Genomic DNA, 15689 nt, shown 5'->3' on the forward strand with positions numbered 1-15689 from the left:
TAATAAACACCTATAGAACCCAAACAGTCGGTCAAGGAATTTCCTATGATCATTCTAGAATACACGACAAACACTTTTTGGAGGATTCTTAAATTTAGCAGAGAATGATATTAAGGCTGTAGTGACAGCTTTTTCAGAAAAATTTAATGTTGATAATGTTGATGTGAAACAGTTTGCTGATGTACTTACTCTGACGTATAAGAAAGCTGTTTTCATAAATGTGACGGTCACTCCTTACATCATCAACAACGAAGCAGCATTTTATCGTATGCTTATGAAAGCAAACGGAAATCAGCCATTATTTAGCCAGAAAACAACAATGGAAAGGGCAGGAGTGAAAGATTTAGAACAGGAACTGGAAGAAAGTAATGTTGAAATGGAGAAAAAAGCTGGAAATGAGTTGTTATGAGTCCAGACGAGAAACATATTAGAAGAATAAATAAGTATCTCAGGTCAATAAATGCTCTGTATGAAGATTTAGTGCGGGAAATCGTTCTATTGGTGGTTGGCTTAAAGGTAGGAAAAAGGTTATTTCGGTTTAAAGATTATGGAAGAATCATGAAAGGTGTAAGCCAGGCTATCAACAAGTACAAAGACGGTTTAATTTCCCAAATTAGAATTTACAGTCAATACGAATGGGATTACGGAAACCAAAAGGTAAACGAACAGCTCATCGACAATCTGAATAAAATCAAAGACCGGATTCCACATGCAGCATATGAAGCAAGAGTGCTGGATATATCCAAACAATAGGCAAACAAAAAAGCTCTTAAAGCATTTCAGGAACGGAAAAAGAGTAAATTTAACATATCACAGAGAGTTATTTCTAAGCAGGTAAGAGAAAACCTTGAATTTGACATAGACGATGCGCTAAGCGACGGAATATCTGCACAAGATCTGGCCCGGAAGATAAAATATAACCTAAATAATCCCGATGCTTTATTTCGTAGAGTTCGGGATAAGCATGGGAATTTAGTTCTTTCCAAAAACGCTAAAGCCTTTCATCCGGGACAGGGCGTATACCGTTCTGCTCACAAAAATGCATTACGTTTGGCCTCCAATGAAATCAATACTGCATACAGGGAAGCTGAACAACTCAGAATCATGAGTAACAATGATGTTGTAGGGCAAAGAATTAATCTAAGCCCACAACATAAAGTTTATGACATGTGTGATGAACTGCAGGGAAATTACCCAAAAGAGTTTAAATGGTCTTCCTGGCATGTTTCCTGTAAATGCTTTCGAACAATGATTCTTAAATCACAAGAAGAATTAATCAATGAAATCAACAATGGTCAAAATCTTGCTCCCGAAGCATCTCAAAGTTATGTTTCTACAACTCCTGATAATTTCAATCAATGGATATCCGAAAACAGGGAAATGCTCGAAAGAAGAAAAAGCAAGCCTTATTTCTTAGAGAACAATAAAGGGTTAGTATTATAAACTAGCTTTTTTCATATCCTCCATAACTTCCAACTTTAGTTCGTATGGCACTAATGGTTCTGACAATTGCCAATTTACAACTCTGTCTCTAAGTTTTGCTTTATTATTGAAATTTCGTGATATATTCTTGTAAGTTTCGAGATATTTATCAGACTTTTCCGAGTCTTGATAATAGAATATTTTGATAGAGGCGCAATTGTCATGCTCGAATATAGTATTCAATAAGGTTCTGTCTGAATTTCCACATGAATGCCCCATAACATAAACTTGGAATAGACCACTTTCTAAAACGGATAAAATATGCTTGTAGTTATTTGTTTTAGAATAATTAATTGATTTCATATTGTCTAGAAAGGCATTGTTTTGTAGTTTTTCTATCATAGAATACGAATCGTCTAATTCATCGCCATATCCAAAAATAAGTGGATTTCTATCATTGGTTATTTCTCCGTGAATATGTGTGGTGCGAAAATCCTCCGGTTCACCATACAGGTTTTCTGTAGAAGTGTAATTAAATGTTATAACTTCTGGAAATCCCACCTCATCATTAAAAAAATTATCTTCATTCATTCTTATAATATCTTTAAAGGCAGTCTCTCCAAGGATCCCCCTGTTAGCATTCTTAAAAAGAAACTTATCAAAAGGATCTGTAAACATATGGCTCTCAGTGCTATATTCTTCAGAAAGCGAAATGTGTTTGAATTTTTCCCATTTCTCATCAAATATTTTTTTCTTAGCTTCTTCAGAGAAATCTTTCATTTTAAATGGTTCATTAAAGAATCTTTTAATGTGCTTTACAATTTTTTCAGAATGATTAAAATTTTCTTGGATCTTATCCAGATAGGAATGGAGATGGTTTTTGATCGATAGCAAATCTTTATTTAATTGTTCTATGCCTCCACTTCTGGCATTTTTATCTGCTAGGAGAGACAGAATAATCTCATAATATTCATTTTCAATATCAACCCAATTCTCGAAAGACTTTTTTGAAATTTGAAAAAGGAAATCATTGTCAAGATTTAGATTGGCATAATTTGCATGAGAGCGTGCATGATTTTTATAATAGTCCTTTAATAATGTTTCACTTTCTTTAACTGCATGATAAATGTATCCATCTGCATAAGTGTGCGAATAAGCAATTGAGAAATCATCTGATATGTATTTACCATTAGATTTGAGTAACTGTTGATTGATGTCTGACCAAAAATTATCAATGAAATTATTATATGAGGTTGGCATCTCGTGAGCTAGATCAAAACCATTTCCGATCAAGATAATTCTATTTATCATATTAGTTTTTTTGTAAAAGTAATAAAAAAACACTGTTTGAGATAGTTATTGCCATGATTTTAGTGTGCATATTCAGCAGCTATTATATGCTAATATTTTGTATTTTAGTAAATAAAAACAGTAACATGAAAATCAATTTAAACAATCCAGAAGAATTCACAATTGAGAATTTTGCAAAATTAATGGCTGAGACTGATGATTCAGTCCACACTCAGTATAGAGTAACCAATGACGGCTATTTTTTTGCATCTACAGATGTCGGTAATAGAAACCTACAAGGTATCTTATTTAGATTTGAAACTAATAGCAGTCATAATGGCTATGCTGGACCTACGGCTGCCGAAAATTCCAATTGGGTACAAAGAATTTTTGATTCAGTAAAAGAAAATTATCCTAATCCTTATAGTACCTATATTGATAATTTCTAATGGCTATTTCCGAATATAATCACTATAAAACAATAACAAAATTCATGGAGGCGGATTTTCTAGTATTAGGAAATATATTCATGAGCTACGTTGAAGAAATCATTTTTGGTTTAGAAGTTGAGGATATAAGCTACTTCTGCTTCCATCTGGCTAATGATAACTATACTAAGAATTGTTATTCAAAACTATCGTATAGAATTGAAAAGCTGCTAAAACAAACTGACCAAAAGTTGTATCCCAATTTGTTTGACGGCTTCTCCAATCTCCTAATTTACCTTAAGGAACCTATTGTGCGGGAAAACGACGAGCAATATAGAAAAGAAAATTACGAGTTCTGGAGAAAGAAAGTCTGCTTAGATCCGGAACTTATTCGTTCAGGAAGTTTTCGCAAATATTTATTGTAAAAAAAGCATTAAGTGTTTGATAAGTTGTTTAATTTCATTATATTAGAGATATAACCTTAAAATTATATGCAATGGTAAAAGACAAGGAAATTTTAAAACAGGTATTATTAGTAGCAAAACAACAACAAAGGGTATTTAAGGAAATATCAATGGCGCTACGCGAAAGGGAGATTAGAACAACTAGATTAGAAAGCGAAATCAGCAGAAATGATAGTTATGCACAGGAATTAGAAAAATTGATTCTTAGCGATGAATATGGTAAACCGTCGAATTTACCAGGATTATAGATTACAGCCTTCTCTTTGAGAGGGCTTTTTGTTATATTTGTGGAAAAGCTATTAATTATGAGTAATCAAATGGTGTTCCCAGACTTAGAAAGTGCTAGAAAATATGTTAAACTACATGCTTATGGTGCTTTTGAAGATTTGCTAAAAGATTTAAAATTAGATACCAGGACAATATCAGTTTTGGAACAAAATGAGTTAGAAGAGAAGCTTAAATTAATTGATGATTTATTATCAAATGAAGATTTTATTAATAAACACTCTTTCGTATATACTAATAAGGAAAATTTTAGCATAAATAATGTAGGAGACAATTTTACAGGATTTAATGTTTCAATAAAATATAAACTAAATGATATTAAAGATTATATTCAGATAAGAATAAATCAGTTAAAAAGCTCTTCCAGGGTCAATTCCATCAATGAACTCGTTGATGGACTTCCTGAAAACAGTGTTAAAGAGGAGCTTCTAAGAGAAATTCAAGATTTGAAACAGCAAAATGAGGTGAGTGAACAACTACTCAAGCAACACCAGCAAATTAAGAGTGATATTAATTCGGAAAAGGAGTTTTTGACAGCAAAAACTCAGTCATGGAAAGACAAGTCAGATGTTATATTAAAATTTTTAGATCGTGAATCTATAGCATCAATTGTAGGTTCAGTCTTGTTATTATTTATGGGTATATGTTTGCTAGTCATGATGTTTCTTGAACGAGAGCCTATTAAAATTGTTGAAAGTGCATTCTTATTAATTCTTGGATATTTTTTCGGACACTCAAAAAACAATAAGTAGATGAAGAATAACAATTGGGTTTTCTGGCTGATTGGTCTAGGATCAATGGCTTTTATGAGCTTTGTTTTATGGCAAAACTATTTATATGCAACAGACCTAGGTAAAGATTATCAGGGACTTTTTGGAGATATGTTCGGAGCAGCAAATGCGCTGTTTACTGGGCTTTCTTTTGTAGGTGTTATTATAGCTATTCTTCTTCAAAGACAAGAGTTAAAACTTCAACGTAATGAATTAGAATTAACTCGCAATGAAATGGAGCAAACGAGAGATGAATTTATCGAGCAAAATGAAACGCTCCGGGTTCAACGATTCGAAAATACATTTTTTCAGATGATAACATTATTAAGTAATATAATAGAAAATATTGAATTTGAATGGGGTAATGAGCTGGTTAAATCAAGAAAAGCAATAAATAAAATGGCTTATTCATTAGGCGGCTACTTGATAGAAGAAATGCATACAGACGAGTTCTCTGACCGCATAAAATATTTAAATTTTGCAACACAAGAGGAAGCTGTCACGGAAAATGATTTAGTATTAGTATATAACAGACTTTATAAAGAGCGAAATGACTTATTAGGGCATTATTTTAGAACGCTCTATCACTTAGTTAAATTTGTCCATGAAACAGATAATATTGATAGGAAAAGATATATGTCAATAATAAGAGCTCAGCTTTCTAACTCTGAACAAATACTCTTATTTTATAATTGTTTGCATGAAAATGGCAAGGAAAAGTTTAAACCTCTAGTTGAATCTTATTCTCTACTTCATAATATTGATTTGTCATTTCTTCCAAATAAAGGATTAAAAGAGGTTTATAAAGATACAGCATACGAAACAAAAGCCTCTTAATTGGGGCTTTATCATTACCTATAAGGAAATCCTGGTTTCTCAAAATTTTTCATTAAGTTCTGAAGATAGTGCACAGTGAAGAATTTGCTTTGATTAGTTATATGCTCATAGCTTTTTTCACCAAAATCATTAGTACGTAGAAGGTTAAATTCCATAATATCCCCATCTTCTACAACAATTTTCAATATTTCTTGGTCGTTTACATCTTTGCTGTATGTATTGATTTTTTCTTTCTTTTCATTAGGCATCTCAAATCCTAGTTTAACTAACCATTCTTCCGATAATGGTATTGGTAGAAATGCGTCCGTATCAAATCTTTCCATCTGTTCAATATCATACTCTGTAATAGTATAATCTTGATTTCCATAGTTGTTAGCAAAATTACCTGCTTTAAAAAAGTGATTATTCATGTTTGTTTTTCTCTAAATTTAGTTCTTTTCCTTTAAGTGCGAATAAAAGGCTTGGGGTTTGTGTCGTTGCTATTTTCGTTATTTGTGATCTTCGAAAATTTCATCTATTTTCTTTATAATTATTTTGTTATCATCTTTTCCTATGTTGGTTTCATAAAATAGAAATTGGTCATTGTAGTAAGATAATTCCACGTTTTTATATTTAGATTTTAACTCTTTTGTGATCACATCAAAATTTTCAATATTTGATCTCTTACCAGGAATTATATTTAGTACTATCGCAAAAAAGGTAATTCCTATTATTTTGGAATACAATTTTTGTAGATAAATAAAGATGCCTGCAAAAATAATAATAAAGCCAAAAAGGCAAAGATTCATCACGTAAAATAGAGACTCGTTAAATGGATCTGTTAACCTAAGATAACCTAATCTCGCTACCATACCAATAGTCAATAATGAAAGAATAAAAAAGTATAAGTTGGAAAATGTTTTATATTCAAATAGAATATCTCGATAAATAACACTTAAAATCTGTACCAAAAAATATAACAATGAAAATTTTGCAAGAAGTAAAATGCCATCAATTAACAGTTGAGATAATGAAAAAAACTTAAGTAAATCCATTGAAATTTCCGTTAATGCAAAAAATTGGATCATTCCTCCAATTATATAGGGTACTGCAACAATGACGGATAGATGTTCTTTAATAAATTCTAATGTAATGCTTTCTTTTAGTTTTAAGACAATGCTCATGATTTGTAGGTTAAATTGTAAATATACTTAAACATTATACTACAATACTAAAATCAGTATTCTTCAATTTTAATTAATAAGTTTACAGCATCATCTTTCGCTTCTGGCTGTGGAATCTGTTTAAATAATATTCCATTCTTTGGTGATGCGCCTGTAATTGTTTTGTCCTTGTGTACAGTCAGAGAGTTCCATGTATTCTCTGATAGTTCTTTCTGGTAGTTGGTACAGAAAGTAGTTCCGTTTGCTTCCCGGATAGTCTCTTTTTGATATCCTTTTTCTTCTAGGAAGTTGTAGAAATTAACTTTGTCCATTTTCTAGGTTTTTTAATTATTTTTTCCGATATTAGAGATTAAGCATTAAGTAACAATTTAAAAAATGCGAAGTAATGGAAATGTTAGAGGATTTTATTTTGTACCTAAAAGGGAGAACTGATTCTCCCGCTGTTGAATGTTTATCAAAAATTTATGAATTGGCTAATGGGTTCCACTCTAAGGAGCTTTCTTATTTAGTAGACATTCGGATTCCTAGGGAATTGATTATCGATTATGTGAATTTTAAAGACGGTTTATAGACGTCTTTTATTTTTCCATTAAGTTAAATACAGCATTTAAGCTGTAGAAATTATTTTTTTGATGAAGCAGAAGAGCCACCACCGAAAATCATACCGCATCCCAATATCCGAAATGGAATTGCATATCGGAGTTAATATTTTATGAGATAATAAATGATGAGAGTTTAGCAATTTTATCTAAATCTTTTATAAAAGTGTTCGGAAAATGTACCGCTACGGTCACAAAAGAAGATAAAATGTGCTGCTGATTGTTTGAGAGGACATTTTTTACAGCACTACATTTGAGGAGATTATTTATTCGAAACTTATATATTTAATTTGCAAGCTATCTACATATATTTAATTTTGTATTTTTATACTATAGAGTTATGAAGGCAATTCTTTGAAATCAAGTGAAATGTGCACCATTACCAAATCGTTACCATGATTTTACAAAACCCCGTAAACCTTTATTTAATAACGTTTTTATAGAGTATGCCCTACTTTTATATTAAAAATAGGATATGAAGAGATAATGATTTTTTGGTGAAAATTAATATTTAATAAAATAGATTTTAAGGAAAAATATTAATTAAAAAAATACATTGAAATTACTAATACTTACGGCATGTTAATTATGCTTTATCTAAGTGCACAAAAATGTTTAAAAACATTGCTCATCATGAAATACTATTTTAATGCTCCTAAAAATGTCTGATGTTTTTAGGCATGAAAAATGATTTACTCTTTAAAAGTGATTGTAATGAAAAAGAGTGCTAAAGTGCTGGGCTTAGGATTATTTATTTTAGGTGTATGTTTTGTCGGGGGACAGACTCCTCAGAATTATATTTATACGTCCTCGGGAGATCTGCATGGAATTGAAAAACTGATTACCCGTAAAGATATTGGCGGAGTACAGATTGTCTATAACTGGAAAGCTTTGGAAACATCAAAAGATGTATATGATTTTTCTGTTATTGAGAAAGATCTGAATTATCTGACAAGTCTTAACAAAAAGCTATTTATCCAGCTTCAGGACAGATTTTTTGAACCACAGGCAAAATATATTCCGGAGTATGTGTTGAAAGATAAAGAGTATACAGGAGGATTGATTCCTCAGTATGATAATCCGGGTGAAAATAAACCAGTTGGAAACGGTTGGGCTACCCAGCAATGGAATCCAGCGGTCCGAATGAGATTTCAGAAGCTGATAGGTGAACTGGCAAAGCAATTTGACGGAAAAATACAGGGGATTAATCTTCCGGAAATAGCGATAGATATTGATATGAAAAAAGATAAAACAGGATTTAGCTGCGACCGTTATTTTCAGGCTGAATTGGAAAATTTACAATTTGCAAGAACCGCTTTCCATCAGTCTTACGTATTGCAATATGTTAATTTCTTTCCGTGTGAATGGGAAAATGATCACCAATATATGTCCAGACTGTTCGATTTTGCGTATAAAAATAATATCGGATTGGGTGGACCAGATATTGTTCCTGATAAAAAAGCACAAATGAAAAACTCTTATCCTTTTTTTAATCAGTATAAAGGAAAGCTTTCTCTTGTAGCCATGGCCGTTCAGGAGCCGACGCTGACGTATAAAAACCCGAAAACGAAGAAACATTTTACCAAAGAAGAATTTACAGAATATGCTGAAAACTATCTTGGCGTTAATATTATTTTCTGGAGTGTGGAATCTCCCTGGTTGAGAGATCCCAGCTAAGAATTCTCCTTTATACTTTTAATAACCCTCGAAAGCCTCTTGCGGCATAATAAGAATCTGCACCGTTGTGATAAGTAAATACAGTATTGTACCGTCTGTCACAGAAAATAGCACCTCCAAGTTCACGGATCTGTGGTGGTGTTTTGATCCAGCTTGAAGTCTTTTGGTCAAATTTTCCCAATTCCTGAAGTTGACGATATTCTTCCTCTGTCAAAAGTTCAATGCCCATTTCAGAAGCGGTATCAATGACATTGCTTTCCGGTTTGTTGGCTTTTCTGGCATCCCAGGCAGGATAATCATAGCATAAGCTTCGGCGTTTGGGGCTTTCCGGAGAACAGTCAACGAAAGAGTATTCATCTGTTTTTTTATTATAATCTACCACGTCGGGTTCACCTTCTGTAGTTTCCATTTCGTATAAAGAACGGACCTTTTCGGGATGGGCTTCCAGTTTTTGTTGGATTTTTTCCCATTTCAGATCTTTATGACGGTTCATATTTTTTTCAAAACGGGCTTTTAGTGTTTTCAAAAGCTCGTTGATTTGTTCCTGGGTTAGTTTCTTTTTCATGTCAAATTTTATTTTGTTATGTTGATTGGTGTTGTTGGAAATCGCGAAGACGCAAATTTTATTAATAATGGTTTGTTTAAAGACGAAAGGATTTTACCTGTGATAAAATTTCTGAATCTCTAAAATTATTAATCAGTAATCGTAATTTTTCTTTCTGCAGGTCTGAAATACCAGGAAATAATGACCAGTACCAATAATAATACCGCAGGAAAAGTTCTGCCGGCCGTATCACCAACGATAAGATGGGAAATTACAGCGCCTGACATGACAAAGAAAAATCCTGCGTAAGCCCATTCTTTGAGTATTAGTCGCTTAGGAATTAAGATGGCCATAACGCCCAGAATTTTCCAGACTCCGATGATGGTCATCAGATAAGAAGGATAGCCGAGATTAGTAAAATTGGCCAGTTCATCTTTGTTTTTCATCAGTTGGACAATGGCTGTTGAAACCATTCCCAAAGCCATCCAAAGGGTGAATATCCAATAGATGATTTTTGTTCTTTTTTGTGAGGGTTGTGGTGTGTTCATGATTGTTTTTTTATATAATTAGTCGTTTAATCCTATTCCGTCCATGATTTGTGGGATGCATTTTTCAATGCGGGCTTCACGGGTTTTAGATTGTTTTGCAGAGGAGAAGTGGAGAAGATAAGCTCTTTGTCTTCCGGGAGTTAATGCTTTAAAAGCTTCCTGTAATGCAGGATCTTGATCCAGCTTTTCCTGAAATTCTTCAGCCATTTCAAACTCTTTTGTTTTCTTCATTTCTACTTTAGCACCCGATTCTTCTATTTCAACGGCTTCAAACATATAAGAGCGAAGAACTTCCTCTAAATCATTAATTTGTGCTACTTCGGTAAAACGAATCTGCCTTGCGGCCTGTACATTTTTAGACTGCTGAATCAAAATATGATCAGGATCTTTCATCAAAGCTCCCTTAAAGAAGAGAAGCGCACAATATTCTTTAAAACCATGGATCAGGAAAATATTTTTCCCTTCATAGGTATAACAGGGACAGCCCCATTTTAAATCTTCTACAAGCTCAGTACTAAGGGCAATAGCTCTTAATTTTTCAAATTCTTCCTGCCATTGTCCGGCATTTTCGAAGAAAAAATTAACTTTTGGATTCATGAGTTCTGGGTTTATGTGTTTGAGGGTTTGAGAGTGGGAGAGTTTTGGGTTACTGGATGTGGGATTCGGGTTATTTTGGGGTGTGATTTGAGTTATTCAGGTTTGAGGGTATTAGAGTGGGAGAGTTTCGGGTTTCGGGATTCGAGTTATTCAGGGTAGTTTATAAACCTCGCACCCCGCACCTCGAAACACGTATCCCATATCGTCTATTATCTCTTCCTCTCACCACCCAACAATTCCTGCAGACGATTATGCGCCATATTAATACCCTGTGCAAAAGGCATTTTCAGGTGCTGGTCTCTAAAGTCTACAGATTTATAAATGGTTTGGATCGTGATTTTGCTGGTGGTGTCCGTTAACTTTTCAAATTCTAAAAATTCCATCTGAGCCGGAAATGGGGTGTTTTCCATCTGGAAAGTTCTTATAATTTTTTCATTCTGAACAATGTCATGAATAGTTCCATTGGCACTGAAAACCACATCGCCCTGAGGATTTGATGTTTCAAAGCGGTAACTTCCATGTTGTTTGTTTTCGAAATGGGTTACTTTCGTTCCCATCCATTGTTCGAACAATTCAGTTTCTGTATACGCCTTGAAAAGAAGTTCTACGGGAAGGTCAAATTCTCTGATGATGAAGATTTCCTGTTTGCCGCCTTCTGCCTGGATTTTTGTTTTAAGTTCCATATTTTGGGTTTTGGTTTTGAGTTTCGGGATGCGAGATCCGGGTTATTTTGCATTAGAATAGGAGAGTTCAAGGGTTCGGGATGCGACATCCGGGGTTTTGTGTTTACGAGGTTCGAGGTATTTTAAATTGCAATTCATTTATCCAATCTATCTTGAAACTTTGTACCCCGAAACACGTATCTTGCACCTCGCATCACGCTTCTTTATTCTGATACGCTTTCATCACACTTTCCAACTTGTTGAATTTCTCATCCCACATGTTGCGGAAGGGTTCTATAAAATCGGCTATTTCTTTCATTTTATTGGGATTTAGGTGATAGATAATTTCTCTGCCGTTTTGTTCAGATCGCAGCAGTTCACATTCTGTAAGGATCTGGAGATGTTTTGAAACAGTGGGTCTTGCCGTATCAAAATTGGAGGCAATGGCTCCTGCTGTCATCGAGTGTGTCGCTACTAACATCAGTATAGATCGTCTTGTAGGATCTGCTATCGCCTGAAATACATCTCTTCTTAAATTCATCGTGTAGTTATTTGACTACAAATATATGTGTAGTTATTTAGCTACGCAAATATTTTGTAATAAATTTTTGATTATAATGAAAAAAGCTCAACAATATAAGGGAATACATTGTTGAGCTTTGAATTTTTATAGGAGAATAGGGAAGTATGCTTAAGATCTTACTTCCAGATCTTCAACGATATTTATGGCTTCCTGCAGGTAGAGGTCTTTTTGCAGATTTTTAATCCATACCTCCGATTTATTTTTGAATGCGGCGTCATTTTTCTCTCTTTCAATATCTTTTGGATACATGGTAAATGTAAGACCACTTTCTAATGTTTTTAATACTTTGAACTTATCATCCTGAGTTTTTCTCTGCTTCATCAGATCGCTGTATTTTTGTATGCTCAAAGGCACTGTTTTTTCCTTACCCAGATTTTCTTTCCATTGAGCGTATTCAAGTAATAGCTTATAATTATCGTTTTTAGCAATTCTCTCTGCACTTACTTTCTGCAAAGCCTGAATATTAAGAAAGTTTTGTTTATTGAAGCTAGTCCCCTGTATTTTATCCCAGGCTAATGCATAGTCATCATATTTTTCACCGATGTCTGCATAAGAAAAGATATCTTTCATCTGGATATCTGAGCTTACACCTTTTCTCTGGGTAGACTCTCCGGTGATTCTGTAATATTTCTGAATGGTTAGTTTTATGGAACCAAAATCTTCCTCCGTATTTAAAAACCTGTTCAAATCTACAAATACCTGTACCGTTCCTTTTCCATACGAAACAGGAGAACCCATGATAACTGCTCTTCCATAATCCTGCATCACACCGGCTAAAATTTCTGCTGCGGAAGCAGACAATTCATTCTGCAGAATTACCAGTGGGCCGTTCCAGATGGGAACTTCATTTTTATTTTTTAATGTGGTAATCTTTCCATTTCCATCTTTTACCTGTACATAAGGGCCTGCATCCATGAAAAGTCCCATAATATCACCAACTTCCGTTAAAGAACCGCCAGAGTTCCCCCTAAGATCCAAAACAATTCCCTGGATATTTTGTTCTTTAAGTTTGATGATTTCTTTTTTAATATCATCAGAAGCATTTCTGCCGTCCTTATCTTCAAAATCCGCATTGAACTTGGGTAGATTAATAAGCCCGTATTTTTTATCGGATGCATTGATGATAATACTTTTAGCGAAAGTATCTTCAATCGATATTTCTTCACGGATAATGGTCACATCCTGAATCGTTCCGTCCTTTTTCTGTACGGTTAAAGTGATTGGCGTTCCTTTTTCACCTCTGATTAATTTAATGGCTTCGCTGGAAAGCATATCCACAACGTTTACAGGATCAGTATCGGGAGTAGATTTTATTTTTAAGATCTTATCACCTTCAGTCAGCTGCTTGGTCTTCCATGCCGGAGCTCCAATGGATAATGTACCGATATAGAGGTTTCCTTTCTTTTCCTGAATTACGGCGCCTATCCCGATGATTTTTCCTTTGAAGTCCATATCAAAATCTTTCTTTCCCTGCGGTGAATAATAATTGGTATGAGGATCGAAAATATGAGTATACGCATTGATATATACAGTAAACCAATCCATTTTTTGCCTTTTCCTGAATCGGATAAATTTTTCTTCCAGAAGATCTTTCACATTTTCTGTCGCTTTTTTTATCTTTTCATCCTGGCTCAGCACTTCAGGCTTACTGGTGTTTTCTTTATTGTTAGAATCTTCCTTCTTCTTTTCTTCGCTTTTCCTGTTTATGGATTCTATCTCCTGCAGAATATTGTATTTCACATACTTCCTCCATTCATTGTACTGCTGCTGTTTGTTGGCTGGTGCATTTTTCAGTTTGGGTTCTAAAGTCAGTATTTCATCTTCTTCCAGATTGATGGGTTTACTGAAGATATCCTTCGTCATTTTATCAATTTCATCAATCCTTTGATACAATTTATCGACTGTCAGTTTATAAAAAGTCAAATCTCCCGTGTTCAGATAATCATCCAGTTTGGTTTCATATTTACGAAACTCATCCATATCAGATTGCAGGAAATAGGTTTTTGTAGGATCTATAGATTCAAAATACTGTTTATACACTTCTTTTGAATACGCATCATTAATAGGTTTGGGGCTGTAATGCAGATAAGACAAAATATTCTTTGTATTGACCATGATGATCTGCATCTTTTCTTCTTCATTGAGAGGAGGACGAAAACCGAACACGAAAAATGTAAGCGGAAGAAGAAGTAATAAACGAACGGCTCTAAAATTTTTCAACATATCTATGATTGTGCTTTTAATTGAAAACTATGCTTTTTTATTGCTATTAATTGATGTATTTTCCCATTTGATGATTGAAAATAGTAGCAAATAAGAGTTTTCAATATACTTTTATAAAATCACGTGAATGTATGAAAAATATTGGTAATAAGGAGTTGTAGAGTGGGATTTTAAGATAAGTTTAAGGTTTCGGTGATTAGACTTCTTAAAATATTGTATAGCTATTATTTATATAATTTATCTGAAGAAATATTAAATAATTAGTCTCGTGTAAGAACATGAGGCTGATTATTTAAATTATTATAGAATTAAATGAGATCTGTATTTCCTTTTTCTTGTAAGAAATGCACCTTTACCTCTTTCAACTATTTCTGCAATATGCGATATCTGCGTGATCTGCGGGAGATTTTTAGATTGTTTATTTTATAAAAATACCGATATACTTTCCATTGTATTCTACTACGGTCGTTTCTATGTTTTTTTTGATACAAAAATCCTGATAAGCGGAATTGTCACCAATATCATCACTAATAAAGACTGCGCCAGGCTTCAATCTTTTATAAATCTGATGGTAAGCCCACATTCTTCCGTGGTAACTTTTGTCAGAATCATAGTGGAAAACATCAAAAGAGGAAACCTTTTTAAAAATTTTAGGTAATGATTCTCTGTCTGCAAAACGGAATAACTGCCAATACTTTTTAAGGTTTTCAGGAACAACATATCCTACATATTGATCACCATCCTGAGCAAGATAAGGCATATCTGAGCTGTAGAGTGTACCATTTCTTTGTTGAAGGGAAAGCAATATGGCCAGAGAAGACCATCCATACGCCACACCTGTTTCCAGAACGTTTTGTGCTTTGGTAAATTCACAGGCGTAATAAATAAGCTCCAGAGCACCAGGTCCACCCATTGTAATAGGACATTCTTGTTCTTTTAAACTGGCTTTTTCCAGAATATCAGCAAAGGTAGATCTGAATTGATCAGTGTTCATAGAAAAAAGCCTGGAAACCGCTTCTTTTTGGGAAACTGCTATGGAGGCAGCCCAGGAATTTGTTTTTGCTTTTCCTTTGAACGGACTTCTTCTGCTTACCGTATTTTTAATGATTTTTCTGCCCAGTTCAGGATAAAGAGCAGGTCTTTTAAGATAAGCTACAAATGTTTTGAGAACTGTTGACATTTCATTGATTGTATTAAAGTTACAAGACAAATGTATCTTATTAAAAACCATATTGCATTGAGGCAATATTAATTTTGAGAGTAAATCTGTTTAAGATTTTTTAATAAACAGAGTCCGGTAATCAATCAGTGAAAGATCTTATTTTGATGTGAATGTTAAGTTTTAAAACATTGATTTTCTTTGTTTTAAAAAACCAAGGATGATTACTAAACGTGCTGGGAGCTTCGTTAACAGATTTTGTTGATTAGGCAGATGTTTATACAATAATTTGCGGGATCTGTTTGATTCGCAAAAGATCATATTCTTTGATTTCAGCTGTTTAAAGGAGAAATCATTTCTTTATAATTTGGGAAGAGTTTTTGTTTTTTTCTTTACAAAAATGTCTGTCCAAAAATATATGGAGTACGGTCATAAAAA

The 15689-nt window shown here is 33.7% G+C and carries 20 protein-coding genes; 9 read left to right on the forward strand and 11 right to left on the reverse strand.

Going from position 1 to position 15689, the window contains the following annotated elements:
• The first annotated feature begins 163 nt into the window (after window positions 1-163).
• The 3 genes from A1704_RS00195 (at window position 164) to A1704_RS23945 (ending at window position 1443) form a co-directional block, all read left to right on the forward strand.
• A complete protein-coding gene (locus A1704_RS00195; protein WP_162268218.1) occupies window positions 164-409 on the forward strand; it encodes a hypothetical protein in 246 nt (81 codons plus the stop codon).
• A complete protein-coding gene (locus A1704_RS24275; protein ID WP_131797458.1) occupies window positions 406-753 on the forward strand; it encodes a hypothetical protein in 348 nt (115 codons plus the stop codon). Before A1704_RS00195 ends, A1704_RS24275 begins: the two co-directional genes overlap by 4 nt.
• Before the next feature lie 297 nt (window positions 754-1050).
• On the forward strand, window positions 1051-1443 hold the full coding sequence (locus A1704_RS23945) for a hypothetical protein (protein ID WP_062669326.1): 393 nt from the start codon (window positions 1051-1053) through the stop codon (window positions 1441-1443).
• Here the strand turns inward: A1704_RS23945 and A1704_RS23950 are convergent.
• Window positions 1438-2733, reverse strand: a complete 1296-nt coding sequence (locus A1704_RS23950) for an AbiH family protein (RefSeq protein WP_082798671.1) — start codon at window positions 2731-2733, stop codon at window positions 1438-1440. The genes A1704_RS23945 and A1704_RS23950 overlap by 6 nt on opposite strands.
• Before the next feature lie 125 nt (window positions 2734-2858).
• On the opposite strand from A1704_RS23950, the gene A1704_RS00215 reads away from it, so the two are divergent.
• The 5 genes from A1704_RS00215 (at window position 2859) to A1704_RS00235 (ending at window position 5496) form a co-directional block, all read left to right on the forward strand.
• Window positions 2859-3161, forward strand: coding sequence for a hypothetical protein (locus A1704_RS00215; protein WP_062669328.1), 303 nt, complete (start codon window positions 2859-2861; stop codon window positions 3159-3161).
• Window positions 3162-3241: 80 nt separating this feature from the next.
• The gene (locus A1704_RS00220) at window positions 3242-3565 is read left to right on the forward strand and encodes a hypothetical protein (protein WP_131797459.1); all 324 of its coding nucleotides are present in this window, start codon (window positions 3242-3244) and stop codon (window positions 3563-3565) included.
• 71 nt (window positions 3566-3636) lie between these two features.
• Window positions 3637-3852 carry a hypothetical protein gene (locus A1704_RS00225; protein WP_062669332.1) on the forward strand — a complete coding sequence of 72 codons (216 nt, stop codon included), beginning with the start codon at window positions 3637-3639 and terminating at the stop codon, window positions 3850-3852.
• Window positions 3853-3909: 57 nt separating this feature from the next.
• On the forward strand, window positions 3910-4641 hold the full coding sequence (locus A1704_RS00230) for a hypothetical protein (RefSeq protein WP_062669333.1): 732 nt from the start codon (window positions 3910-3912) through the stop codon (window positions 4639-4641).
• Window positions 4642-5496, forward strand: coding sequence for a putative phage abortive infection protein (locus A1704_RS00235; RefSeq protein ID WP_062669335.1), 855 nt, complete (start codon window positions 4642-4644; stop codon window positions 5494-5496).
• A 14-nt stretch (window positions 5497-5510) separates the two neighbouring features.
• On the opposite strand, the gene A1704_RS00240 is transcribed toward A1704_RS00235, so the two are convergent.
• From A1704_RS00240 to A1704_RS00250, 3 genes are all read right to left on the reverse strand, one after another.
• Entirely contained in the window at window positions 5511-5906 is a 396-nt protein-coding gene (locus tag A1704_RS00240) for a hypothetical protein (protein WP_062669336.1), read from the reverse strand.
• 78 nt (window positions 5907-5984) lie between these two features.
• Window positions 5985-6659, reverse strand: a complete 675-nt coding sequence (locus A1704_RS00245; RefSeq protein ID WP_062669338.1) for a hypothetical protein — start codon at window positions 6657-6659, stop codon at window positions 5985-5987.
• Between the two features lie 53 nt (window positions 6660-6712).
• Entirely contained in the window at window positions 6713-6970 is a 258-nt protein-coding gene (locus A1704_RS00250; RefSeq protein WP_062669339.1) for a hypothetical protein, read from the reverse strand.
• A 1002-nt stretch (window positions 6971-7972) separates the two neighbouring features.
• On the opposite strand from A1704_RS00250, the gene A1704_RS00260 reads away from it, so the two are divergent.
• Window positions 7973-8935, forward strand: coding sequence for a hypothetical protein (locus A1704_RS00260; protein ID WP_062671498.1), 963 nt, complete (start codon window positions 7973-7975; stop codon window positions 8933-8935).
• A gap of 10 nt (window positions 8936-8945) precedes the next feature.
• Here A1704_RS00260 and A1704_RS00265 read toward each other — a convergent pair whose 3' ends face one another.
• From A1704_RS00265 to A1704_RS00295, 7 genes are all read right to left on the reverse strand, one after another.
• Window positions 8946-9500: a DUF4256 domain-containing protein gene (locus A1704_RS00265; protein WP_062669343.1), complete on the reverse strand. Its 555-nt coding sequence runs from the start codon at window positions 9498-9500 to the stop codon at window positions 8946-8948.
• Window positions 9501-9628: 128 nt separating this feature from the next.
• Complete coding sequence (locus A1704_RS00270; RefSeq protein ID WP_062669345.1) at window positions 9629-10027, reverse strand: DoxX family protein; 399 nt, start codon at window positions 10025-10027, stop codon at window positions 9629-9631.
• Between the two features lie 18 nt (window positions 10028-10045).
• Window positions 10046-10624 (reverse strand): YdeI/OmpD-associated family protein, encoded by a 579-nt coding sequence (locus tag A1704_RS00275; protein WP_062669347.1) that lies wholly within the window; start codon window positions 10622-10624, stop codon window positions 10046-10048.
• A gap of 209 nt (window positions 10625-10833) precedes the next feature.
• Window positions 10834-11307, reverse strand: a complete 474-nt coding sequence (locus tag A1704_RS00280) for an SRPBCC domain-containing protein (protein ID WP_062669349.1) — start codon at window positions 11305-11307, stop codon at window positions 10834-10836.
• Window positions 11308-11500: 193 nt separating this feature from the next.
• Window positions 11501-11827, reverse strand: a complete 327-nt coding sequence (locus A1704_RS00285; RefSeq protein WP_062669351.1) for an ArsR/SmtB family transcription factor — start codon at window positions 11825-11827, stop codon at window positions 11501-11503.
• Window positions 11828-11977: 150 nt separating this feature from the next.
• The gene (locus A1704_RS00290) at window positions 11978-14092 is read right to left on the reverse strand and encodes a carboxy terminal-processing peptidase (protein ID WP_062669353.1); all 2115 of its coding nucleotides are present in this window, start codon (window positions 14090-14092) and stop codon (window positions 11978-11980) included.
• 418 nt (window positions 14093-14510) lie between these two features.
• Complete coding sequence (locus tag A1704_RS00295; protein WP_062669355.1) at window positions 14511-15272, reverse strand: O-methyltransferase; 762 nt, start codon at window positions 15270-15272, stop codon at window positions 14511-14513.
• Window positions 15273-15689: the final 417 nt, after the last annotated feature.

The sequence above is a fragment of the Chryseobacterium cucumeris genome (genome assembly GCF_001593385.1).
In the GTDB taxonomy this organism is placed as follows: domain Bacteria; phylum Bacteroidota; class Bacteroidia; order Flavobacteriales; family Weeksellaceae; genus Chryseobacterium; species Chryseobacterium cucumeris.